This window comes from Streptomyces sp. NPDC057486, from assembly GCF_042802415.1.
Taxonomy (GTDB): Bacteria; Actinomycetota; Actinomycetes; order Streptomycetales; family Streptomycetaceae; genus Streptomyces; species Streptomyces yanii.
On sequence record NZ_JBHVEE010000153.1, the window covers coordinates 1 to 23,330 of the forward strand.

General features: G+C 66.7%; 14 protein-coding genes and 2 pseudogenes. 6 read left to right on the forward strand and 10 right to left on the reverse strand.

Annotation, left to right across the window (positions count from 1 at the left end):
• The 3 genes and pseudogenes from ACFU6I_RS41080 to ACFU6I_RS41090 form a co-directional block, all read right to left on the reverse strand.
• Window positions 1–116 (reverse strand): annotated as a pseudogene (locus ACFU6I_RS41080) (IS982 family transposase); the annotation flags it as partial.
• Window positions 117–255: 139 nt separating this feature from the next.
• Window positions 256–447, reverse strand: a complete 192-nt coding sequence (locus ACFU6I_RS41085; RefSeq protein ID WP_384377356.1) for a DUF397 domain-containing protein — start codon at window positions 445–447, stop codon at window positions 256–258.
• A complete protein-coding gene (locus ACFU6I_RS41090) occupies window positions 444–1,325 on the reverse strand; it encodes a Scr1 family TA system antitoxin-like transcriptional regulator (protein ID WP_384377359.1) in 882 nt (293 codons plus the stop codon). The genes ACFU6I_RS41085 and ACFU6I_RS41090 overlap by 4 nt, the downstream gene beginning before the upstream one ends.
• 172 nt (window positions 1,326–1,497) lie before the next feature.
• Between ACFU6I_RS41090 and ACFU6I_RS41095 the strand changes: the two genes are divergently transcribed.
• On the forward strand, window positions 1,498–1,938 hold the full coding sequence (locus tag ACFU6I_RS41095) for an ATP-binding protein (protein ID WP_384377362.1): 441 nt from the start codon (window positions 1,498–1,500) through the stop codon (window positions 1,936–1,938).
• A gap of 77 nt (window positions 1,939–2,015) precedes the next feature.
• Here ACFU6I_RS41095 and ACFU6I_RS41100 read toward each other — a convergent pair whose 3' ends face one another.
• Window positions 2,016–2,492, reverse strand: a complete 477-nt coding sequence (locus ACFU6I_RS41100) for a hypothetical protein (protein WP_384377365.1) — start codon at window positions 2,490–2,492, stop codon at window positions 2,016–2,018.
• A 713-nt stretch (window positions 2,493–3,205) separates the two neighbouring features.
• On the opposite strand from ACFU6I_RS41100, the gene ACFU6I_RS41105 reads away from it, so the two are divergent.
• From ACFU6I_RS41105 to ACFU6I_RS41120, 4 genes are all read left to right on the forward strand, one after another.
• Window positions 3,206–5,770 carry an AAA family ATPase gene (locus tag ACFU6I_RS41105; protein ID WP_384377368.1) on the forward strand — a complete coding sequence of 855 codons (2,565 nt, stop codon included), beginning with the start codon at window positions 3,206–3,208 and terminating at the stop codon, window positions 5,768–5,770.
• Window positions 5,763–7,157, forward strand: a complete 1,395-nt coding sequence (locus ACFU6I_RS41110) for an McrC family protein (protein WP_384377371.1) — start codon at window positions 5,763–5,765, stop codon at window positions 7,155–7,157. Before ACFU6I_RS41105 ends, ACFU6I_RS41110 begins: the two co-directional genes overlap by 8 nt.
• Window positions 7,158–7,407: 250 nt before the next feature.
• Entirely contained in the window at window positions 7,408–8,286 is an 879-nt protein-coding gene (locus ACFU6I_RS41115) for a transposase (protein WP_384377374.1), read from the forward strand.
• Window positions 8,287–8,326: 40 nt separating this feature from the next.
• Window positions 8,327–9,535 carry an ISAs1 family transposase gene (locus ACFU6I_RS41120; protein WP_384377377.1) on the forward strand — a complete coding sequence of 403 codons (1,209 nt, stop codon included), beginning with the start codon at window positions 8,327–8,329 and terminating at the stop codon, window positions 9,533–9,535.
• 741 nt (window positions 9,536–10,276) lie between these two features.
• Here the strand turns inward: ACFU6I_RS41120 and ACFU6I_RS41125 are convergent.
• The 6 genes and pseudogenes from ACFU6I_RS41125 to ACFU6I_RS41150 form a co-directional block, all read right to left on the reverse strand.
• Window positions 10,277–10,537 (reverse strand): DddA-like double-stranded DNA deaminase toxin, encoded by a 261-nt coding sequence (locus ACFU6I_RS41125; protein WP_384377388.1) that lies wholly within the window; start codon window positions 10,535–10,537, stop codon window positions 10,277–10,279.
• Between the two features lie 158 nt (window positions 10,538–10,695).
• Window positions 10,696–10,893: a hypothetical protein gene (locus ACFU6I_RS41130; RefSeq protein ID WP_384377380.1), complete on the reverse strand. Its 198-nt coding sequence runs from the start codon at window positions 10,891–10,893 to the stop codon at window positions 10,696–10,698.
• Window positions 10,894–11,205: 312 nt separating this feature from the next.
• Window positions 11,206–12,465, reverse strand: coding sequence for an IS701 family transposase (locus tag ACFU6I_RS41135; protein ID WP_384377391.1), 1,260 nt, complete (start codon window positions 12,463–12,465; stop codon window positions 11,206–11,208).
• A gap of 379 nt (window positions 12,466–12,844) precedes the next feature.
• Window positions 12,845–13,133 (reverse strand): annotated as a pseudogene (locus ACFU6I_RS41140) (RHS repeat-associated core domain-containing protein); the annotation flags it as partial.
• Between the two features lie 112 nt (window positions 13,134–13,245).
• The gene (locus ACFU6I_RS41145; RefSeq protein ID WP_384377383.1) at window positions 13,246–13,485 is read right to left on the reverse strand and encodes a hypothetical protein; all 240 of its coding nucleotides are present in this window, start codon (window positions 13,483–13,485) and stop codon (window positions 13,246–13,248) included.
• A gap of 11 nt (window positions 13,486–13,496) precedes the next feature.
• Window positions 13,497–21,101 carry a DNRLRE domain-containing protein gene (locus ACFU6I_RS41150; protein ID WP_384377394.1) on the reverse strand — a complete coding sequence of 2,535 codons (7,605 nt, stop codon included), beginning with the start codon at window positions 21,099–21,101 and terminating at the stop codon, window positions 13,497–13,499.
• A 1,344-nt stretch (window positions 21,102–22,445) separates the two neighbouring features.
• On the opposite strand from ACFU6I_RS41150, the gene ACFU6I_RS41155 reads away from it, so the two are divergent.
• Window positions 22,446–22,898: an MmpS family transport accessory protein gene (locus ACFU6I_RS41155; protein WP_384377386.1), complete on the forward strand. Its 453-nt coding sequence runs from the start codon at window positions 22,446–22,448 to the stop codon at window positions 22,896–22,898.
• The last annotated feature ends 432 nt before the right edge of the window (window positions 22,899–23,330 follow it).

Here is a 23,330-nt window from a genome sequence, read left to right on the forward strand (position 1 = left end):
AGCTGCGGCGCAATGCCCACAGCCGGCCGCCACGGGGCAAACTGCGGCGAATCCTTCAACAGGTCGTCGGTCTTCACATAGAGTGCGGTCGCGAGCGAGTCCAACTCTGTCTTCACACAATGACGTTGGACTCCCTCCTTCTATGCGCGCAGGCGATCCCTTGGAATCGATCATCTAGGAGTCCGGAGGAGCAGTGAAGGTGTGCCGTCCACCGCTCCAGCACCCGGCACGGCGGACGGCACACCCTCAAGTCGCTCAGCGCTCCGACGCGAACCGCAGGAACTGCCCCCAGCCTTCACGGCCGATGGCAAAGGCCGGGCCGGTCACATCCTTGGAGTCCCGCACGTGGACGACCCGTTCGGCAATCGCAACCTCCACGCAGCTGTCGCCCTGGGTGCCGCTGTAGCTGGACTTGAACCAGGCGAGTTCCGTCGTACTGCTGCTCATAGCTCTCCTCGCAGTCGCTCCAGCAGGTCCCGGGATTCCTTGGGGTTGAGGGCCTGCGAGCGCAGTGTGTCATAGCGTCGGCAGAGCAGGCTCACCTCGTTCGAGTCCGAGATCAGCCGCCCGTTCTGCTGGCCCTCGGAGTACCCGAGCCGCCGCCCCTCCGAGGTCTCCACCAGCTGGACAGGTCCGTCCAGACACCCATGGAACTCCAGCTCCAACGAAACCACTTGCAGCGTCACGTTGCGCGGCGCGGTGAGTTCGAGCACGTGGTCCAGCATGCTCGACTGCACCCGCACACCGCCCAGCCCGCGCCGGAACACCGACTCCTCCACGATGAAGGCGAACGGCACGGTCGGCCGCTCCCGCAACATCGTCTGACGCTCCATCCGCGCGGTGAGCTGCGCCTCCGCCTGCTCATCGGTCAGCAACGGGATGCTGTTGTCGAACACCGCCCGCGCGTACGCCTCCGACTGCAGCAGCCCCGGCACCAACCGGCATTCGTACGTGCACAGGCTCACCGCCTCCCGCTCCAGCCGCGCCCACCGCCGGAACCACGCCGCGAGCCCCGCCTCGCCCCGGGTGAGATGACAAGCGGCCTTCCGCAGGGCACCGGTGTTTCCGAGCGCTGCCTCCGCACGCTCCACGAACACCCCGTCCGGCATCCGGCGGCCCAACTCCACCGACTCCACCGTGTGTTTGGAGTACTGGACCCGGGCGCCGAGCTCGATCCGGCTGAGCCCCGCGTGTTCGCGTAGCGCCTGGACGACCGCACCGAACGTGCGCAGACTGTCGGACGGATGGGGCTCCCGCTCCCACTCCCCCGCCGGAACTCCCTGCGCGCCGACGACCCCAGCCGCCTCCCCCACACCGATGCCCATCCGCCCCGCCTCTCTCCGCACCACACCACGACGGCTCCTGACACCGCCCCGGGCTCGCCACTCAGCGTGACGGAAGAGACGCCGTACTGTCCACTCTTCGTGCCCGTACGCTTACTCCGCGTACGGGGTGCGGCTCTCGCCCCCAGGCGCCTCCAACCGTCACTCTGACGCCATGAACCACGCACTGCCCCAAGTCGACCGCCTCTCCCGCACCTTCACCCAACTCCTGTCGTCCACACGGCGCGGCGCCCGGCTGGCCAGGCTGCTCGCCGTGACCGAGCTGCGGACCTGGGGCGCCCCGCAGGGCCTCACGGAGCGTGCCGAACTCGTGGTCGCCGAGCTCGCGGCCAACGCCGTCCTCCACGGCCTCGTGCCCGGTCGCTGCTTCCGGCTCACGCTCGTCTTCGACCCGGCGGCCGGCCGCCTCCGCGTCGAAGTCACCGACGCCCGCGGGGAGGTGTACCCGCAGCCCCCTCCGGCGGACGCCGAACCCGAAGCGCTGCACTCCGGCGGCCGCGGCCTGCTGCTCGTCGCCGCCCTCGCCGACCACTGGGACTGCGTCCCCCACCCACCCGGCGGCAAGACCGTCCGGGCCGAACTGTCGACTCCTTGACCAGCAGGTGCTCGTCACCGTACACGCCGCCGCCCTCGACGTTCAGGACAATCACGAGCAGGTCAACGCTGCGGCTGTCATCGTGCTGCCGGATGCTGTGAGGAGCACCGTGATTCGGCGTCCCGGCCTTCAACTTCACCTTGGTGACCTCGATGGTCACCTGAGCTTCGCTGCTGGGCACTTCTTCCTGGCCGACGGGAGTCGTCCAGATCTGCACTTCGGCCTCCGGCGACGGCTGCTCGCCGCCATTGTCGCCAGTCCTCGATCCGGGTGATCCCCCGCTCCAGCAGTTCGCAGGCCGTGGCCACGCTGATCCGGCCGGGCTCCGTGCGGAAGTCATCCGCGTCCAGGGCCTGCAGCACCTGCGCCAGCGAGTAGGCCGGGGCGTCGTCGGCCGGCGGTTCCGGGACCAGGTGGGCTACGACCGTGGTGTAGCGGCGGATCGCCACCGAATCGCCAGTGCTCTGGACGAAATCCAGGAGATCGGCAAAACCTTTACGAGCGTCGGCGGTGGTCACGACCTTCGGCACCGACGGTGAAGGGGTCTCTTCCATGCCGATGAGGCTAGAGCTGGATCCAGTTTGGATTCATGTACAACTTCGGAGAAGGAGTGGCTGGGTAGGGGGCAGTGACGAAGGCCCTTGACGTCGGCACGCTGGGGAGATCTTCCGGGATCGGCTCGATGAATTCAAAAAGTTCTGCGGGAGGCCTGCCCGCGTCCCTCGTGAACCTGATCCGTCAATGCACGGCTCCCCGAAGGGCGCGGGGGTACTGCCAGTTAAATCGTGCACCGAGATAGTCCGCGTCCTCCACACTGCTCACGCCACGAGGTGGGGCCAGCACGGACTTTCGTCGTGATGCGGTGCGGAGCCCAGCAGGACAGGATGCCCGACCACATCGACATCATCGCCGACCTGTGTCGCCGGGCAACTAAGTTGATCACCAGGGGTTCACGGCTGTCGATCGCCGGCTATCTGCGGCCGGTCTTCCGTGAGATGCACGAGGCTGCCTGGACGTTCTTCACGACGGATCTCGGTGCGCATGCTGACAGCCCTGGGCTGCGCTGGTGGATGATGCCGTTCCCGATGCTCCCCGACCGACAACCTGGAGATGGGCGAGGACAATGCGCAAGGCCGCGGCGGTCATCCTCGCTCCGCTCAAGGCGCGGTTCGCGTAAGCGGCCCCCAGCGCGCACCGCGATGCAGAGCTCCCGGCGTCTTTCTGTGGCGCTCCGGTGCGTTGCGCCGAAGTGCGCCATAGTGGCGGCATGGAACAGGACGCTCTGGCAGCCGCTGCGGCTGCGTTCAACCGTGGCTCGTATGCTGGGGAGTTGGCGGAGGCCGAGGAGCAGCGGCAGCGGATACTTCGTGAGTTTCCTCTGGAGAGTTGGCCGGAGTTGCCGCTGGAGCGGTATGCGTTGGGGTTCGCCGACCGTCAGGAGTGGGGTGCGCCCTTCTGTGCTCGGATGGAGTTCCACACCGATGCGCTCGGCAGCATCAGGGGTGGCGCGGCCGCCAAGCACATCATGTTCCTGCACCGTAGCGGAGAGTGGAAGCTGTCCGCGCCGCTGAAGGGGTTGAGCCCTGAGGATGCGTGGCATCGGCTGTGCAGGGAGTTCGTCGCGGCGTTCGAGGCGGCCGGGGACGGCGCCTTCGACCGGGTGGATGACCTGGAGGTGCTCGCCTACGGTCCCGCGCTGGTGACGAAGTCCCTCGCCACGTACTTCCCCGACGACTTCCTCCCTGTCTACTCCAGCGATCACCTGCGGCACTTCATCGGCCTTCTCGGCGGGTCACCCTCCGGTGCCCCGGCCTGGCGGCTGAACCGGCAGCTGCGCGAGTTGGTACTGGCACGGCCCGAGTTGGAGAACTGGAGCTCGCATGAGGTCGTACGTCTGCTGTACCAGGCGTTTGACCCGCGGCCCCAGTCCCCGACGCTCCTGAAGGTCGCCCCGGGGCAGCAGGCCTCGTTCTGGGAGGCTTGCCTCCGACACGGCCACATCTGCGTGGCTTGGGGAGAAGTGGGGAACCTCGCCGAGTACGGCAGTGACAGGGAGCTCCGCGAATCGCTCACGGAGTACTGGCCGAAGCAGGCAGGCGGGCATCTGGCCCTTGCCCGCCGCCTGCTGGCGTACCGCGACCTCAAGCCGGGCGACCGCATCGTCACGAACCGCGGACTGTCCGAGGTACTGGCCGTGGGAACGGTGACGGACGCCGGGTACACCTACGACGAGGCGCTGTCGCCCGAGGCGCCCCATCTGGTCGGCGTCTCGTGGGACACCTCGTACGCGCAGGCCCTCGATTCGCCGCAGAACGGATGGCGGCAAACGTTCGGCCCGGTAAGTCAGAAGCTGTGGAAGCAGTTGCAGGCAGCACGACAGGCGAGTTCAGCACCGGCTGACGCCTCGTCCGCGGAATCCGGCCGCCTGGACTCCGCCGATGCCCCGGCCACGGCACTGCCTCCCCAGGTCACCCGGGTCGTCGACGCACTCGAGCGCAAGGGGCAGGTCATCCTCTACGGCCCGCCCGGCACCGGGAAGACCCGGCTCGCGCTGAGCGCGGCCCTGGCCCTGACCGGCAGGCCGGACCGGATCGACGCGCCCGCGCCGGAGCGCCACGAGGCCGTGCAGGCGATGATGTCGCCGACCGTCCGATCGGCCGAGCGGCCCGCGGTATGGCTGTTCGTCGCCAGCCGGAACAAGAGCGACTGGCGCTGGGACGACCTGGAGAAGGAGGGCAGCGCCACCCTCTGGAAGGGCCGACTCGCCCGCAACTTCGAGCAGATGCAGCCCGGCGACCTCGTAGTCGGATACGAAAGCGCACCCACGATGAAGGCCATCGCCCTGGGACGCATCACCGGCATCGACCTGTCCAGCGAGGACGAGTGCGTCAGCGTTGAGTGGGTCCGCCCGCTTGACGGCCCCACCTGGGAGGAGTTCGACACCGATCCGATCCTGAGCCTCAGCGAGCCGAAGGTGCACCGCATGCAAGGCACCGCGTTCCGGCTGACACCGCGCGAGGCCGATCGGATCCTCGGCGAGGACGAGTGGGAGGACGGCGCCGGCGCGGCCCAGCCCACGGTCAGCCTCGTGACCTTCCACCCCTCCTACGGCTACGAGGACTTCGTGGAGGGTTTCAAGCCCGCTCCGGCCCGGGCAGGCAGCGGGCTGTCGCTGCAGCTCACGGACGGCGTCTTGTTCAACCTCTGCACCACCGCGGCCCAGGAACCCGACCGCACCTTCCTGCTGATCATCGACGAGATCAACCGAGGCGACCTGCCCCGCATCTTCGGCGAGCTGATCACCCTACTCGAGCCCGACAAGCGCGACATGCCCGTAGTCCTGCCCATCAGCGGCCGGTCGTTCTCCGTGCCGCCGAATGTGCGCATCATCGGAACGATGAACACCGCGGACCGCAGCGTCGGCCACCTGGACGCAGCGATCCGGCGCCGGTTCGCCTTCATCGAGGTGGGTCCGGACGCGGACGTAGTCTCCGGGTCGGTGGGGCCACTGGACCTGGCCGCGTTCTTCGAGGAGCTCAACTCCCGCATCGTCCGGTTCCTGGACGCCGACCACCAACTCGGCCACGCCTTCTTCCTGCGCGACGGCGAACCCCTCACCAGCGACACGCACCTCGCCGCCGCCTTCCACGACGACATCGTCCCGCTGCTGGAGGACTACACCCTCGGCAGCGCCGACCTGCTGCGGCACCTGCTCGGCACGCTGGTCGACCCGCAGACCGGACGCCTCGCGCGGATACCCGCGGACGAGCTGCCCGCCGCGCTCGCAACGGAGTTCATCGCCGCAGGCGCCGACGAGGCACTCGATGGGTGATCCTCACGCGCGGCTTGAGGAGATCCACCTCGGCGAGTACGAGCGCCGTGAAGTGCAAAGGGAGCAGCTGACCGACACGGATCTGAGCCGCCTGCGGTCGCTCACCGACCAGCGGTGCCTGAGGGTGTCCGAGACGCGCTACGGCTGGCGCATCGAGGCGCTGTCGACGGTGGGTGTGCTGGTCCTCGACCGCATCCGGCTGGTCATCGAACCCAAGACCGCCGTGGACGGCAGCCGACTGATCAGCTGGCTGTGCTACGCCCTCCACCTCCCGGTCCGGCACGCGGCGACTCCCCGCGGCTGGGAGACCGACCGCGCCGGGTTCACGGACCTGGTCATCTCCGCCCTCGTCGCGGAGTGCCGCGCACTCCTCCTCGGCGGCCTGCGCCGGGACTACGTCCGCCGCGACCTGGTCGAGCCGGTGCTGCGGGGACGACTGGACCTGACCGCCCAGGTGTCCCGGCGGTACGGCCAACTCGACCGGCTCCACCTGCGCACCTTCGAACGGGACGCCGCCATCTGGGAGAACGAGGTGTGCAGCGCCGCACTCGACCTTGCGGCCCGGCTCGCCGACCGCCGGGAGCCATCGCGGGCGGCAGCCGAAACTGCCGCTCTCTTCCCCCGGCCCACCACCCGCGCCGCAGCCGTGCGGATGCTCACCAGAGCCAGGTACACGCGACTGAACGCACGCTACCGCCCTGCCCACGCCTGGGCCCGGCTGCTCCTGGACGGAGGCGGCGTCGACGACCTTCTGGTCGACACCGGGCACACCGCCGATTCCCTGCTGCTGCGGATGGAGAATCTGTGGGAGGCCGTCGTGCGGCGAATGACGGTCGAGGTGGCCGCCGGAATGTCGGGGCGTCCGGTGCCAACCTCCGGCGACTCGGCGATCAGGGTATCCGGTGACCTCTCGTCCCACTCCCCGTTCCGCCCGGACGTCCTGCTGTTCTTCGCGAACACGCCGCCGATGCTCCTGGCCGTGGATGCCAAGTACAAGCGCTACGACAACAGATCCACCTCGGCCGGTGACATCCACCAGATGCTCACTTATACCGCCGGATACTCCCCCGAGGGCAGGGGCGCAGCCCTGGTCGTGCACCCCTCCCCGGCCGGTGCCACCCACCGCCGTCTTCGCGTAACAGCACCGCGCGGACAGCTCGCCGAACTGCACGTGGCAGGGATCGACGTACGACTGTCACCGCAGGACGCGGCGCAGGCCTTGGCCCCTGTCCTCACCGCCGCCCTCCACAGCACCGGCCACCCCTCGGCGGCCGGGACGATACCTCCGCAGTCGGCGCAGCGGCGTGCAGCCGAGGCATGGAACGTGCCCTGTCCCCGCTCCGCCGCCACCCGACAGGAAAGCGAGACTGGCTCCTCACCGGGATGAGCCGCCAGGCGTCGCTGACGCGGGAGAATTCATCCTCGACCTGCTGGCCGGCCCCCACTGGGCCCCGTGCGGCTCGGCGCCCTGGAGCTGTCCTGGGCGGAACTGCCGGCGCTCAAGCAGCACACCGCCACCGTCCCCTTGGCCGCTGCACCAGTCCGGAGACCCTGTCCGATCTTGGTGGCTAATTCGAATTCACCTGCGGTGAGCCGGAGTTGATCGCTGAGGAACGACAACTCCAGCGGATAGGATCATGCTGATCGTTGATCTCGTCGTGATTCCTTGGGGATCGGAGTGTCTCGTGTCGATGCAGCCGCAGTCCTGGCCTGAGCCGGATCCGCAGGTCGCGGCGGCGATTAGGGCGATGTACCAGGGCAGGCGGGAGGCACCGCTGGCGGTGCAGGTTCGTGACCGGCTCGGGGAGCTGTTCCCGGACGCGGCCTTTGCTGACGCGTTCGGCCAGGTGGGCAAGCCGGGCTGGTCACCGGGGCGTCTGGCACTGGTCACGGTGCTGCAGAAGTCCGCGAACCTTACCGATCGACAGGCTGCTGACGAGGTTCGCGAGAACCTCGCCTGGAAATATGCACTCGGCCTGGGCCTGGAGGATCCGGGCTTCGACCACAGCGTGCTGTCAGAGTTCCGCTCGCGTGTCGTCGCCCACGGCCTGGAGGAACGTGTACTGGACCTGTTGCTGGAGCGCCTGCAGACCCTGGATCTGGTGCAGGCGGGCGGCAGCCAACGCACCGACTCCACACACATCGTTGCCGCGGTGCGGGATCTGAATCGACTCGAGTTGGTCGGCGAGAGCGTCCGCGCGGCCCTGAACGCGCTGGCCGCCGCATGCCCCGAATGGGTCGACCAGGTGCTGGTGGTGGAGGACTGGAGCCACCGCTACGCAGACCGGATCGACAACTGGCGACTGCCTGCCTCCAAGACCAAGCAGCACGAACTCGCGCTCGCCTACGCCGCCGACGGTTACACGCTGCTGCAGGCCCTCTACGCGCTCGCCTCGCCGGGGTGGCCAGGGCGGCGTCGTTCAGAGGATCTGTCCGACTTGATGCTGGTTCAGGTGGCGGACATGGCTGCGGAGTTCGCGGGGGTCGGAACGGAGGCAGGCACGGCCTCCGGGTGATCATGAGGTGTCGAGTCCCTGATCACCACAACGGAAGACCGTGCCTGCCCGCTCATCATCGCCCATCCCCGCCGGCCTGAGCCAACTCGCCGTTGTCCGGCCCGCCGAGCCCGAGGACCACCCGGGTCTGCTGGTCTGCCTCGCAGCGGTGCCGGATCCCCGGCGGGCGGAGGGGCGGCGCCATCCCCTCACCTTCATCCTCGCGCTCGCCGCGTGCGCGGTTCTGGCCGGTGCGAAATCCCTCGCCGCGATCACAGAGTGGGCCGCCGACGCATCACCCGCCGTACTCACCGCCCTCGGCGGCCTGGGTCGCGAACCGTCCGGTCCCACCCCTCCGGCCGAGGCCACGGTGCGCCGGGTCCTGCAGCGCGTGGACGGCGACGCCCTCGACACGGCAATCGGCACCTGGCTTGCTGCCCGCGACCCCGGCCGCCCGCGACCCGGTCAGGACCGAGCCCGGCAACCCCGTCACTCGCTGGCCGTGGACGGCAAGACCGTGCGCGGCGCCCGTCGCGCCGACGGCACCCAGGTCCACCTGCTCGCCGCGATGACCGGCACCGGACTGGTCACCACCCAGCGCGAGGTGGGCGGCAAGACCAACGAAATCACCGTCTTCCGGCCGATGCTCGCCCCACTCGACCTGACCGACATTGTGGTCACCTTCGATGCCCTGCACTCACAAACCGCCCACGCCCGCTTCCTGGTGGAGGAGAAGCAGGCCCCCTACATCGCGGTGATCAAGGGGAACCAGCCGCTGCTGCACCAGTACCTGAAGCAACTGCCCTGGCGGGAGGTGCCGCTGATGGACAAGACCCGCGCCACCGCGCACGGCCGCGACGAGATCCGCCGTGTCAAGACCGCCACCGTCACCCGCGGACTCGGCTTCCCGCACGCGGTCCAGGCCGTGCAGATAGTGCGACGCCGCCACGTCATCGCCACCGGCAAAGTCACCCTCGAACGCGTCTACGCGGTCACCGACCTGGCAGCGGAGCACGCCGACGCCCCCGAGATCGCACACCGCGTTCGCGAACACTGGGGCATCGAGAACAGGATCCATCACGTCCGCGACACCACCTTTGCCGAGGACGCCTCACACGTTCGCACTGGGACCGCACCCCGGGCCATGGCCGCACTGCGCAACCTGGCCATCGACGCCCTCCGCCTGACCGGCTGCGGCAACATCGCCGCCGGCCTGCGCAAGCACTCCCGAGACGCCACCCAACCACTGACTACCCTCGGCATCACGTGATCAAACCGGACAGATTCCCTGAACGACGCCGCCCTGCGACCGCTGACGAATCGAGGCTAATGGTAATTATGCGGCGAGGTGGGAACTTGACACCAAGGATCCTCACAGTACCGTGGCCCAACTATGGCTTGCTCGCCCTCGAGTCGGCGCCCTCTAAAGTCACCTGGAACCCAGCTAATGGACTCAGGGCGCTTTCCCGTCCTAAGCCCACAGAATTCTTCCACAGCTATACGCACCTTGGAGATTGGCAAGGTGCAACGAAGATCCAAAATCTGACCGTTGTCAATATCGGCAACAATTAGCGGATCAACAGTGGGTGGCTCTGGATTATTGGACAGCCAAATGTTACTTGCCAAGTGTTCTTCCACAGGAACCACAGAACCAGCAGGAAGCAACCACTTTAGCGTTCCATACATTTTATGAAGATTTGCCATGACCTGGAGATAGCTATCGAACTCCAAGTCGACCTTGGCCGGGTTTCGATGCGGAGCAGCAAGAACAAAAGTTGCGAGAATATCGCTTGCCTCGCCACCCGAAAGAAGGCCACTTCCGCTAGCCGTGCCGAGCACATCGTCTATTAGGCGATCCAGTCTGACACCTGACAAAGAATAGTAAACTTGCCCCCGAAAGAACGCATGCAACTCCAGCATATACTCTCCCCTCAACTCGCGTAAAAAGCGGACTGGCCACCCCCCGGAGATTGTACTCCAGGGAGCGACCAGTCGAAGCAATCCCTAACGATCAACCTCCTCCAAGAAGGGTCAACCCGTTCCACCCATCGCTATTTCTCCACCAGATGGTCAGGCTAGACCCGCTAGGAAGAATCGATGGCACTGCCGTCGAGCAGGAATACGGGCCGGAGCAGACTCCCATCGGGTTGTTGATAACCGCCGTCGCTCTTGTGACGCCATTGTTACGCATTGCTAGAGCGATCTTGGTTTCCACGTGAGTGGCAGCGCCAAAGTTGCCGGTTGGGTCATGAGGAAGGCCAGACGCCTCGATTGCGTCTCTAACAGCCGGGACTCCCGCAACGGGACCGGTCCCCGTCCGCTGACGTTGCCGTCAACTACTGCCGTCAGACACCCGAGAAGAGCCCCGCCGGAAGAAATTCCGACCAGGCTCTTTTCGGGATGACGCCGCCCGTTAGCGGACTGCCACAACTACAGGTTCGCCAGGCCATCGCGCCAGCGCTTTGCCCCCTCGGGCTGCCTTATACGCGCGGAAGGTGCGGTCTCAATGAGATGCAGCAGATTCCAGGCCAGGCCAAAGCACAGGTCCTCACCGAAACACTCGGCCAGAACGTGCGCCTCCTCGTCAGCAAACCGGACGCTCAATGAGATCCAGGAGAGCTCCAGCACGCTCGACGGCGTCCTCAAGAGCCTCATCAAGTTCGCCTCTCTCGGAGGGAAGCTTTCCTAGCCCTTCAGTCGTAGATCAGTACCGTCGCTGTAGTTTGCTCGGCTCTGTTCGGCGGGGGTCGTGGGGTGCCGGGTGCGGCTGAGCGGCTGCGGTTGCGTCGGCGGTGACAGGCGCGGGCGAGGGCCTGGTGGCAGCGGCGCCAGCGTGACCAGTGCAGCCCGTGCCGGATCCGCTCCTTCGGTGCGGGCTGAGGGGCCATCGCCTCAAGGAGTCGACCGACCTCGTAGGCGGTATAGGCGATCGGGGCGGTGTCACCGAGGCTGGTGGGACCACGGAAGTCCCCCTCTCTGCCCCAGCGGCCCGTCGGGCCGGGGAGTGGCCTGTTCGCGTGCGACGGCGGCCTGGGCGACCAGGAAAGCGGCGGCCAGTTGCGCCAGGGTGATGTGCCGGTACCAGCCGTGGAAGGAGCGCACCTCGTAGTCGGCCATCCCAGCCGCCGACTTGGCCAGCTTGATAGCTTCTGCCACCCGCCAGCGCGCCCCGGGCACCAGTACCAGCTCCTCCACCTCGGTCTCCTGCGGGCCCCAGGCCAGGTAGTAATCCCGCTTGTCGGGTTCGGTCGGGCGGCGGCGCACGATCACCCACCGGGCCCAGGCCCCCTCCCCGACCTCCGAATCGGGGTCCGGGATGCGGCGCACCCACCACTGCCAGGCGCGGGAGTCCAGTTGGCTCGGGCCGGCCGCGAGCTCGACCCAGTCCTGGTCGCCCGCGACGCGTTCGACCAGGCGGGCCAGGTGCCGCCAGCCCGGGCGCGGCAGCACCGTGTGGTCGGCCGGCACGTTGACGGCGTAAGGCAGGCGGTGCCGCTCCAGGAAGGCACGGAAGGCCCCGTCGCGGCCGTAGACCTCGTCCGCGGCCACCCACACGCGCCCGGTCGGCACGTCGGCAAGGATCCGCTCGATCATCTGCTCGGCCAGCCTGGGCTTGGTGGCGAAGCCCAGTTCATCGGGGACGTGCGCGGCCCGACAGCGCGCCCGGTCCTCACACCACTCCTTGGGCAGGTAGAGCTCCCGGTCCACCAGCGCCTGCCCGGCCCCGGTCGCCCAGGCCGCCATCACCCCGATCTGGCAGGGGAAAACCCCTCCCAGTGTGCCGGTGTACTGCCGGGCCACCCCGGCCGATGACCGGCCCTTCTTCGCGAACCCGGTCTCATCGACCACCAGCACCCCGCACCCGTCCGGTCCGGCCCCCTCTCCGCCGTCCTCCAGCGAGGCGATGACGTAGCGGCGCACGAAGTCCCGCAGCCCGTCCGCGTCCCACCGGGCCCGGTCCAGCAGGTGCTGTTGCCCCCACGGCGTCAACTCCCCGCCGTACTCGGCCAGTTGCCAGCCGTTCTTGCGGGACAGGGGCGCCAGCAACCCGCGGATGCAGGCCCCGGCACGGCGCCGTAGATCTGCTCGCGGGAAGACACCACCCACCTCCAACAACAGCAACTCCAGCTGGTCAGAGAAATCCTCAGCCCGCTCCTGGTCCGTGACCAGCAGCGGCACGTCCAACAACTGTGCCTGCATGTCCACCAGTTACCCGCCCCAGCTGATCAACGAACTACAGCACACATGCTGATCTACGACTGAAGGGCTAGGGCGACGAAATCACTAACCTCGGGCCGAGCACCGCGACCGCCGTGATGAGACCGACCCCTGCGGCCAAGCCGCCCGCGCTGAGGATGCAGACTGTGCCGACGGAGGGAATGGCACCCACCGCACGCAGACCGACGGACCCGACCACCAGCGTGGCCCCTCCGGCCATGCTGCCGACTCCGCCGGCCATTTCGAGCGTACTGAGCGCGGCGTCCTGCAGAGCGTCGGAGTTGTGGCCGGCCCACCCCGCGGTCGCGTCGAGCGCGTCCCCACCTGCGTCGAGGACGTCTGAGCACACATCGCACCAGTCGTGACCGTCCAGCTCGATGCGGCTGGTCGGGTTTCCGCTGGTGAAGGCGTAGCAGTTTGCCGGTGTACGGATCGCTGGCGAGGTTTATGTCGGCGAGGGCGCCGTTGTACATGTTCCGGCTGGTGAAGCGGTTCAGGCCCGGGTTGTAGTCGCGGAAGCCCATGTCGTAGGTACCGGACTGGGCGTCCCACCGCTTGGAGTTGAAGCGGTAGGGGTTGTACTCCTCCTCGGTCGGGTCGCCGGCGTCGGGCTTGTCGATACCGGTGAACTCGTCCTTGTCGTCCTTGCCTGTTATGGAAGATCTCGAGGTATTCCCCTGGAGCTCCCGATTGCTCAGGATCCTGAGGAGTCCAACATGGAGCGGCGGCCCGCCACCGGAATGACGGGCCGCCGATTTCCACTCAGTGAGGGTCTGGCCTGTAGGGGGGCGCGACAGCCTCGTACGAGAGAGCGATATCGACCACTTCCTCCGGAGTCAGCTCAGGATCATGCCGGTAGATCAAGGAGTATGCCCCCGGGTACGGAACACTCTCCTCGAACAACTGCTCCATGGCATCGACTTCCTCTTCGGTACCGTCGAAGGCAACGATACGCTGCACCAGCTCAACGAGCTGATCTCGAGAGAGAGCACCGAGTGCCATTTCGCACCTCCTCAGTCGTAATGATAGCCGGGATCCAGCGCCTCGGCGTGATACCGCGGCGTCGCAATTATGAGGTTGTCCAGATCATACACACCACCACCATCGTGGATCGGCGTCCGGTGATGCAGGACATAGCTGTTGTTCTTTCCGACGGCCTGGGTGGGGTCAACCTTGGGGGCTGCACCGTTCTTCATGCGGTAGTAATCCCTGTCACCAAACTGCTTGGCCAGTTCGGGGACCTTGGCGATCTCACCCCAGAACGCCTCGCGGAAATCATTCCAGTTCTTGAACTCTCGGCCCTGCAGAGCGCGCGCCACCTGACCAGGAACCTTTCCAGCATTACCGGCGGAACCTCTGAGCCATTGCCCATTGACATCCGGGAGTTTACTCCCGCCGACGACGCCGCCGGCCGACTTCCGCAAGTCCTTTGCCTTCTTGACGTTGTCCAACTGACGCGGAGCCTTCGCAATGTCCCCGAAAGGCAAGAAGCCGACAATGCCAGCTGCGATGGCCCAGTTATCGCCCTCGTCGACCGATCGCTTGAGATCGTACGCGTCGCAACCCAGGCCGAGGATAGGGATCCAACTGCACACCGCGAGGCCAACTTCCTTGGCCTCCTCATCAGAGGGGGGCGTACTTGTGCTCTCGATCAAGTCCTCGCCGCAGACTGTGGTGAGGCCAGTGCCGCGACAAGCTATGTGTCCATCGAGTTCGATGAAGCTTGTGGGGTTGCCGCCGGTGAAAGCGTAGCGGTTGCTGGTGTACGGGTCTGTGCCGAGGTTCATGTCGGCGAGGGCGCCGTTGTACATGTCCCGGCTGGTGAAGCGGTTCAGGCCCGGGTTGTAGTCGCGGAAGCCCATGTCGTAGGTACCGGACTGGGCGTCCCACCGCTTGGAGTTGAAGCGGTAGGGGTTGTACTCCTCCTTGGTCGGGTCGCCGGCGTCGGGCTTGTCGATACCGGTGAACTCGTCCTTGTCGTCCTTGCCGTAGGCGGTGTAGCCGTACGTGGCCTTCGCATCGCCATTCTTGTCGGTCAGGATTTCGACGTCGGTGTGGCTGTTGTAGCCGTAGTAGCCGTCCTCGGTGGTGCCGTCACCGTTGTGCTTGACCTGCGAAAGGCGCTCGCCCCACGGGCTGTACTGGTACGACTTGGTGAGCGCACCGGAGACCTCTTCGCCCAGCACCTCGGCCGACATGCCCAGGTAGTTGAAGTCGGTGGTCTTGCCGTCCGCGGTCTTCGAAGCAGTGCGGTCCAGCGGGTCGAACGTGTACTTCGTGGTCTTCATCGACCCGGTGTCATCGAGCTTGCCGCTCTCGACGACGTGGTCGAAGCCGTCGTACACGCTCCGCTCAACTACTGTGCCGCCCGAGGTGACCGACTCCTGTCGGCCGAAGGGGTCGTAGGTGTACGAAAACGTCGTGCCCGACGCCGCCGAGGAGAGCAGCCGGTTGCGGTCATAGGTGAAGGATGCGGAGATTCCCTTGACTGTCTGGCTGATGACGTTGGCGTTGTCGTCGTGGACGTAGGTCTCGGTGCCCGCGCCGTTGCCCGTCTTGACCGACTTGGCGAGCCGGTCGGCCGGGTCGTAGGTGTAGTCAGTGGTCGAGTCGAGATACGCCGCGTGGTTGTCGGCGTTCATCTTCTTCGCCACGTCCTGCGCCTTGTTCCCGTTGGCGTCGTAAGCATGACTGTGTGACGAGACCAGGGTGCCGTTCGGCTTCTTCTCGGCCTGAGTCTTGAGCGCTCCGTCAAGGAAGTACGTGTAGTCGACGGTGTTGCTGTTGGCCTTCGTCTCCCGCAGTTTCTGGCCGCGGTCGGTGTACGTGTACGACGTGGCCTTCGGTGCGGCGTCACTTGCGCTCTTGCCGACCGAGACTGTCTTGACCAACTCGCGCAGATCGTATGTGTACTTGGAGAACTGGTCGGGATGGGTCAGTGTGTCTGTCTGACCGTTTGCGTCGTAGGTGAACGACGTTGACTTCTTCTCCTGGCCGGCCAGTGCCTCTGTGACCTTCTGGACCTGGTTCAGGCCGGTGTAGGCGACGGTGTAGGCATCGACCTTGGCGCCGGAGGACGTGTCGTCGATGGATGTGAGGTTGGCGTTGACGTCGTACGCGTAGGCGTATGTCTTTTTCTCGGTGTCACTGTCGCCGGAGTTGTTGCGAACGAGTTTGACGCCGTCCGCGACGACCGCACCGCCGCTGTTCTGGAACAGCTGGAGTTTGCCCGTGCTGCCTTGGGTGAAGGTGTGGGAGCCCAGGGAGACCCAGGTTCCGGTGCCGGCGTTCTGGTCGATCGTCTTGTCGGTCGTGCCGCCGGAGTGCGTGAGCGTGTACTTCGCCGTTGTCGCCGCACCCGTGACCTTGGGGAACTTGACGTAGGCGGTGTAGGAGCCGTCCTTCGGTGTGTTCAGGGTCCAGGTGAAGGCATCGGTTCCGGTGCCTGAGGCATGGACCTGGTGGTCATAGCCCTGCTGGCCTGTGAGGTTGCCCTTTGACCAGGTGCCCGTGGCGGAGGTGTGCTGGGTGTCGGAGTTGTCAGTCAGCACCACAGCGCTGCCGACCGGGACACCGTCGTCCGTCTTCGACTTGAGCTTGCCGTCCGGGTAGTAGCTCCAGCCCATGGTCCTGTTCGACGAGCCACCAGCTGAGGTCAGCGTCCTTGCTGTCTGCTGGCCCAGCTCGTTGTAGTCGTACGTGGTGGCGATGTCCCAGGGGTCCGTCGAGGACTTGGCCCAGCCGTTGTCGAAGTACTCGAACGTGGTGTCGTTGCGGACTGTCTGGCCCTCCGAGGGCGGGGCCGAAGTCTTGGAGACCCGGCCGACATCGTCGTAGGACGTCTGCGTGTAGACGTTGCTCTTGTTGTAGCGGGTATCGCTCGGGTCGTACGGCTGGTACTGCTTCACCGGCCGGTTCAGCGCGTCGTACTCAGTCCGGGCAGCGAAGTCGTCGGCATTCGCCGTGTCCACACCACGCGGAGTGATCACCTTGGTGGTGTTGCCCACCTGGTCGTACTCGACCTTGGTCGTCCGGTACGTGATCGTGCTGGTGCCCGAGTGCGGCACCTTGGTCTGGGACTGCATGCCACGCTCGTCGTACGTAATGAGCGTCTCGTTGTTCTCGGCGTCCTTCGAAGCGACGACAAGCGAGTCCTTGTCGTAAGAACGTGAGGTGTTCTTGCCCGCCGCGTCCGTGACCTGCGTGACCCTGTGGTTCAGGTCGTAGGCAGTCTTGGTCGTGTAGTCGGCGGTGTCGGCGGTCGCGTTCTTCTTCGGGTCGATGACCGTGGTGACGTTGCCGACGTTGTCGTAAACGTACGAGACCTTGTCCCCGATGGCGTTGGCCACCGAAGTCAGCTGATAGATCTCGTCGTAGTTGTTGGTCATGATGTAGTCGTTCGGGTCCGCTGCGGTGGCGCTGCCCTTCGGCTCCGTCGAACTGTTGAGATTGCCGACCTTGTCGTACGTGTAGGTCGTCTTCCGCTCGCCGGAGGTGGCCGTGTCCTTCGGTTCGGTCGCCGAGGCGACTTGGTCCGCCGCGTCGTACACCGCCGACGAGACTGCACCGTTCGGCGCCGTCGCGGTGGTGATGTTGTCGTTCGCGTCGTAAACCGGGGCCGGTGTGGTGATCAGAACACCCGCGCTCTGATCCTTCGGCACGGTATTGACCAGCGGACGTCCGTACGTGTCGTACGTCTGCGTGGCCTTCTTGCCCAGCGCATCGGTGACCTGAGTGACCTGGCCCCGCTCGTCGTAGACGTACGTCGAGGCCTTGCCCAGGGCGTCCGTGATGGTCTTCGGGTAACCGGTTGGCTCGAAGCCGCTATTGGTGGTCGGGTTGCCGTTGGCGTCGATCGCCTTGGTCAGCTGACCGTAGGAGTCGTACTCGTACTTGGTGGTGTAGTCGTCGACCGTGGCAGTCGCGACGCCCTTGGGGTCGGTGACCGCCTTCAGGTTGCCGAAGGTGTCATAGGCGAACTGGTGGGTGCGGCCCTCGGGCGACGTCTTCCTGAAGATGTCGGCCGAGTAGCCGTCGGCACGGGTCTGGTACTCGTACTTGGCCGCATTGGCCGGGTAGGTGCCCGGCGCACAGTCCGAGGACGGGGGAACGCCCGCCTTGTTGTTCTCGGCGTCACGCTGCCAGAGCGGGTAGCCGGTCTTCTGGTCGTAGCAGTAGGCGGTCTTGGCGCCGTTGGCTTCTTCGAGGTAGGTGACGTTGTTGTCCGCGTCCCAACTCGTTTTCGTCGTCTCTGACTTGGCGTTGGTGATCTGGACCGGGCGGCCGAAGTCGTCGGTCACATAGTCCGTCGAGTGAGCCTCGGCGTCCGTGACCTTCGTGTCGGTGAACTTGGTGTTCGCCGCATTCGGCTTGTAGACGAAACCGGTGTCGAAACGCTTCCGGTCAGTAATCGTCTGCGTCCACCAGTGGTACTTCGGGTCGTCGCCCTCCTTCGGGTAGTAGTACGCCAGGTCGGTCGCGTTGCCCCGCGGGTCGGTGGCCTTGACCAGCTTGACGTTCTTGTTGCCCTGAGTGGCGTCGTAGGTGAACGTGAAGTCCTTCGGCGCACCGTTGGTGGAGCCGTCTCCGTCGGTGAACTGCCCGAGCAGGCCCTTGTCGGTGTAGTAGAAGGAGATCTTGCGGCCCGAGATGTCCGTCATGGACTTCACGTGGTCGTAGATCTTGGAGTTGTTCAGGCTGGTGCCGGTGACCTTGGCGCCCGAGTCATTGATGTACGCGTAGGTGGCGTCGCCCTTCTTGAAGTAGTCGACGGTCAGCGTCTGACGGCCGGCCGGGTCGGTGATGTACTTCAGGAACTTCGTCGGCTTGTTGTTGGACTTGCGCTCTTCGTAGGTGTAGCTCTGCGTGTTGCCGTTCTTGTCGACGGCGGACGTCATGTAGCCGTCGCAGCCGAACAGGAAGCGGGTGCCGTCCGGACGCGTGAGTGTCCAGGCGTCCGGGATCGGGTCCTTGTTCGGCTGGCAGTCCAGGCCCGACTTCATCGTGACCTTGTAGTGGACGCCCGCCGGGGCCTTCCAGCTGCCGTCCGGCTGCTTGCGGAAGACATGCGTCGTACCGTCGCCGTCCGGCAGCCGGATCTCGGTCGGGCTCGGCTTCGGGTGGAATTCCAGCGGTGCGCCGAGCCGCGTCGGGCCGGCGAGCTGGCCGGACCAGCCGTGGCCGAGGACGGTGTCCGAGGTGTCCTGCGTGTTGTACGCCAGGCGCGCGAAGGTGCTCAGCCCGCGGCCCGGGTTGCTGAAGGCGTTGTACTGCCAGACACTGTTGCCGGACGCGGTGTTGTTCATCAGTGACGAACCCGCGCCGGTGTTCTTGCCCGCGTAGGAGTAGAACTTCTCCAGGCCCAGCTGGTTGGAGGTCGGGTCCTCCACAGCTACGTTCTGCTTCAGCGAGGGGATGCCGCCGGTGCCGGCCGACAGCCAGGTGCCGTCGGCGGTCTTGCGTACGTCCCAGCCCAGCACGTAGTCGTTGCGCTTGTTCCCCGAGTCGGAGTTGATCGGGGTCTTGACCTGCGCCTGGATCGTCGCGGACTTGCCCGGCAGCAGCGCCGGGATCGCGGTGGAGACCTGGTTGCCGCCGTTGGTGACGTCCGTGCCGTCGGGCAGCTTCCAGGTGTACGACATCTGCCGCTCACCGGCCGCCCAAGCCGAGCTGGTGGTGTTGGTGACCGTCATGTCCACCGTGTAGGTGGAGTTCGGGGTCATCCGCGCGGGGGTCTGTGGCGCGTAGTACGTGTCCTCGGTGGTCGAGTCGACGTAGATGACGCGCAGCAGCGGGCCGAGCTGGTAGTCGGAGGCCTCCGAGGCCAGGAACAGGGTTCGTTCCTGGGGTCCTGTGGTGGTCTCGTCCTTGAGCTTGACCAGGGCGCCCTTGTTGTTGGCGGGGGTGTCGACCCAGGACTGGGTGAGGCTGGTGGCGTCCCACCAGTGGCGGCCGACCTCGTCGGTGATCTGCGGGACGGTGCCGGAGACCGTCGCGGAGAAGTCGCCGCCGGGGGCGGTCCACGGTGCCCCGGTGGCCGCGTTGTTCCAGGTGGCGGTGGACTCGGTGAACGCCTTGTTCAGGCCGTGGAGTTCGTAGATCGCGCCGTTGCTGGTGCTGGTGGTCTCCGCGCCCCACATGTAGAGCTTGCTCTCCAGCACGGTGGCGCTGGCGGGGATGCCGGTGGTGGAGAACTTCAGCGCGGTGCGGGTCTTGCCGTACGTACCGGAGTTGTTGCCGACGCTCAGCCACTTCTGTCCGACACCGAAGGACTGGATGGTGTCCTGGTTGGTGGTGGGCTGCTGGGAGGAGAGCGTGGTGTCCGTGACCCCCGAGGTGCCCTGGACCAGCTTCATGGTGCGGCCGGCCTTGGGGATGCCGACGGTACGGGTCGGGGACCCGAGCACCTCACCCGTCTTGGTCTTGACGGCGAGCTGGTAGTAGTACGACTTGCCGATCTCCGCCGAGCTGGTGTCGGGGGTCGGTACCGCCGTGGTGTCCGTGTACGTCGTCGCCGTGGCGTCGATCGGGGCGATCAGCGTGGCCGCGGACGGGGTGAACACCTGCTGGGTGGAGCGGTGCAGCTGGTACTCGGCGATGTCGTCGCCCGGGCTGCCCGTGGTGTTGGTGTACTTCGGCCAGGACAGCTCGGGGCCGGTGGAGTGCACCACGGTCGGCGAGTTCAGCGCGGTGCCGACCTTGCCGTACGTCACCGTCAGGCGCGGGATGGTCGACGTCTCACCGCCGTACGTGCTGCCGTCACCCGCCTCGTAGCGCGGACCCCCGGTCGGCGCGGTGGCGGTCTCGTCGACGGCCTTGATGACGAAGCCGTGATTCGTCGCGGTGCCGGAGACCCACTTCTGCACCGTGTCGGCGACCCGGAAGTTGTGCCACTGGTTGTACTCGCCAATGTCCTTGCGGATCTGGGCCGGGTTCACCAGCCGGATCGCGTCCGCGGCAGTCCGCTTCGTGGAGTCGCCGGTGTCACCGAGGACGATCTTGCCGGCGGTGCCCTTGGAGAAGTCGAGCTGGCTGGTGCCCAGCTGCTTCCAGGCGGCGGCTCCGGTCTGGTTGACGGTGTACGTCGTGGTGCCCTCACCGGAGGTCACCGTGTACGGGGCGACCGCGGTCGCGTCCGCGAGGCCCGGGGTGCGGACCTCGACGCGGTAGTCGGCCGTGTCCGCGATGCGCGGCTGCCAGGTGTAAGACTCGCCGGTCGCGGTGTTCTTGTTGTACGCGTAGTCGTCGTTGACCGCCGCGCCACCGGTCGTGGTGCCCTTGGGCCACTCACCGACCGCGGCGGTGCCCGCGTCCCCGTCGTCGAGCTGCACGGTGCTGGCGGACTGCTCGCCAGCCAGCGCGCTGGTGTTGGACCAGGTGGCCGTCGCCTCGTCCCAGGCGCCGGTGGCCCGGCGCACCTCAATGTCGACGTTGTTGGCGTTGGTGGTGTGGGACTGGTCGAAATACAGGCTCAGCTGAGCCGCGTCGACCTTCACCCCCGCCGGGATCTCGGTCAGCGGGAACTTGATCAGCGAGCGGGCAAGGCCGGTGTCGGTCTTGCCCGCCGACAGCTTCCACGTAGAGTTGAAGTTCACCGACGGCTGGTCGGACAGGACCATCACGTCCTGCGACGCCGACGGCGACGGCGCGACGGTGATCGTCGGGTCGATCACCACCGGATACTGCCGCTCCTTCGCCGCCAGCCACTTGGCATCCGGCGTGAGCGTGAGCTTCCAGCTCTTGCCGTCGCGGGAGCGGGTCAGCTTCTGGGTGACCTCGGTGGAGTACGTACCACCGGTCGGCGACAGCTTGTCCTTCTTGGCGTCCGTCATGTACGGCGCCGGGATAACCAGGACCGGGGTGCCAGGGGCCTCGCCGAACAGGGCGATCGACCCGTCCTTGCGCGCCTTGGGGAGCAGCCCGTTGGTGTCCAGGGTGAAGACGTACGAGACGGGCTTGTCCGGAGCCTCGTCCAGGACGATGTTCTCCTTGACCCTGCCCCGGCCCACCTCGTATTCGAGGTCGGCGCCGGCTACCGCGTCCTTGTACGTGACCGTGTCGCCCTTGACTGTCGGGCGGAGTTCCTTGGCGCCCTCAAGCCCCAGGCTGACCGAGCGGCCGTCCGGCGCCTCGAAACGCAGCAGCTTCTCCGCGTCCGAACCGAACCAGCTGCGCCCAGAGTTGGCGGTGTTGGCGAAGTCGAAGCCCTTGGTCTTGGTGGCGCGGACCGTCGTGTCGATCTGCTTCCAGGACTTCCCGGCCTTGTACGAGACGGGGACCGCCGCCAGCTCGGCCTCCACCCGGCCGTCCGACATCTCCCAGAAACGGGCCTGCGCGGTGCGCCGATCGGTCAGCTCCTTGACCCGCTTGGCCTTCGGGAGTTTCTTGCCCTTCGGCAGCTTCTCCCGGCTCGGTATTTCCAGCTTGCCGCCGACCGGCGGCTTGGCCAGTTCCCTTCCCTCATCGTCGTCCGAAAACCAACCCTTGACCGTGTCGACAACGCCTTTTCCGTCGTCTTCCTTGGGTGCCGGGGCGGCGTAAGCCACCTGCGGTAGCGCAGTACCTGCGACCGCCGACACCACAAGGCAGGAGATGAATCTCCCGAGCCTTACTTTCACAATGCCCTTTCTGGGGCGGCCCTTTCCGCGGAAAGTGGGCACGCCAATCAAACCGACCTGAAATTTCAGGCCGGCAGCGGGGTGAACATGCGTCACCCCTGGCCAGGGGCGTGATGATTTCTAGTCAGGTCGACCGGGCGGCGTCAACCCCGCGGACATTCGGGGACGAATGGCGGCCCAATGGCGGGCGGTTCGCCCCTTTCTTCCGGTCGCTCGCGCTGCTGTTTCGTCGTGGTGTATAACCGCCCGGTTCGGCTTCATCCCACTCACCGAAAGCCGGGCTCTGCCATGCCAGCCAGCGAATCCTCAGAAATCACGGGACCGGAGACAAAGGGCCACCACCAGGTGAATGAGAAGGGCGAGCAGAAATCCGGTGGGAGTCAGAGTGCGGGTCTTCAGGGCACAGGGCGTCAGGGCATAGCCATTGCCGCCGCCATGCTGCTCGCCTGCGGCGGCCTCGTCGGCTACGGCGGGTTCGCCACCAACGAGCAGCCCGCCCCCCACGCCGTCCCGACCGCCGAGGTGACGTACGAGGTCACGGGTGACGGCACCGCCGAGATCTCCTACCTCGCCCGCAACGAGTCCGGCTCCGCGACCGGCGTCAAGGACGCCGCCCTGCCGTGGAAGAAGACCGTGCAGGTCCCCCTCGGTAAGGACCCGACCGTGGCCATCGTCCTCGGCTACCGGGGCGGCCAGGCGGCCTGCACCCTCGCCGTCCGTGGCGCGCATGTCCAGCGCGCAACCGCCAGCGGGACGTACGGCCGCGCCACCTGCAGCAACCGACTTCCCCGGTCCTGAATCACCCCGCCCTATCCGTTCACGGCCCGTCCGCCCGAGTTCCTGGTTCCGAGTTCAAGGAGTACGCACGTACGCACGTGCGCACCGCGTCACGACAGATGCTGGTCACCTTGGCCGTCTTGAGCGCCCTCGCGCTTACCGCCGGATGCGGCACAGCAGACCCGCAGAACACCGCGGCGGCGGACGCCACCGCCCCAACGGGAGCGGGAGCCTCAGAGGTCGGGGCCGGGACCGGCGGCGAGGAAGCCTCCGCCTCGCCGTCCGCCCCGTCGCCCTCCGCGTCCACGTCCCCGAGCGGCTCGGCGACCCCTTCGGCCACCGCGGCGGGGGGCCCCCCCCCCCCCGGGGGCCCCCCCCCCCCCCCCCCCCCCGGCGCGCCCGCCCGGGGCGCCGGCCCCGGGGGGGGGGCCCCCCCCCCCCGCCTGCCCCGCC

Coding starts and splice junctions, on each gene's coding strand:
- ACFU6I_RS41085 (WP_384377356.1), bottom strand. CDS start 447: ATGAGCAGCAGTACGACGGAACTCGCCTGGTTCAAGTCCAGCTACAGC.
- ACFU6I_RS41090 (WP_384377359.1), bottom strand. CDS start 1,325: ATGGGCATCGGTGTGGGGGAGGCGGCTGGGGTCGTCGGCGCGCAGGGA.
- ACFU6I_RS41095 (WP_384377362.1), top strand. CDS start 1,498: ATGAACCACGCACTGCCCCAAGTCGACCGCCTCTCCCGCACCTTCACC.
- ACFU6I_RS41100 (WP_384377365.1), bottom strand. CDS start 2,492: ATGGAAGAGACCCCTTCACCGTCGGTGCCGAAGGTCGTGACCACCGCC.
- ACFU6I_RS41105 (WP_384377368.1), top strand. CDS start 3,206: ATGGAACAGGACGCTCTGGCAGCCGCTGCGGCTGCGTTCAACCGTGGC.
- ACFU6I_RS41110 (WP_384377371.1), top strand. CDS start 5,763: ATGGGTGATCCTCACGCGCGGCTTGAGGAGATCCACCTCGGCGAGTAC.
- ACFU6I_RS41115 (WP_384377374.1), top strand. CDS start 7,408: ATGCTGATCGTTGATCTCGTCGTGATTCCTTGGGGATCGGAGTGTCTC.
- ACFU6I_RS41135 (WP_384377391.1), bottom strand. CDS start 12,465: ATGCAGGCACAGTTGTTGGACGTGCCGCTGCTGGTCACGGACCAGGAG.
- ACFU6I_RS41145 (WP_384377383.1), bottom strand. CDS start 13,485: ATGGCACTCGGTGCTCTCTCTCGAGATCAGCTCGTTGAGCTGGTGCAG.
- ACFU6I_RS41150 (WP_384377394.1), bottom strand. CDS start 21,101: ATGGTCCTGTCCGACCAGCCGTCGGTGAACTTCAACTCTACGTGGAAG.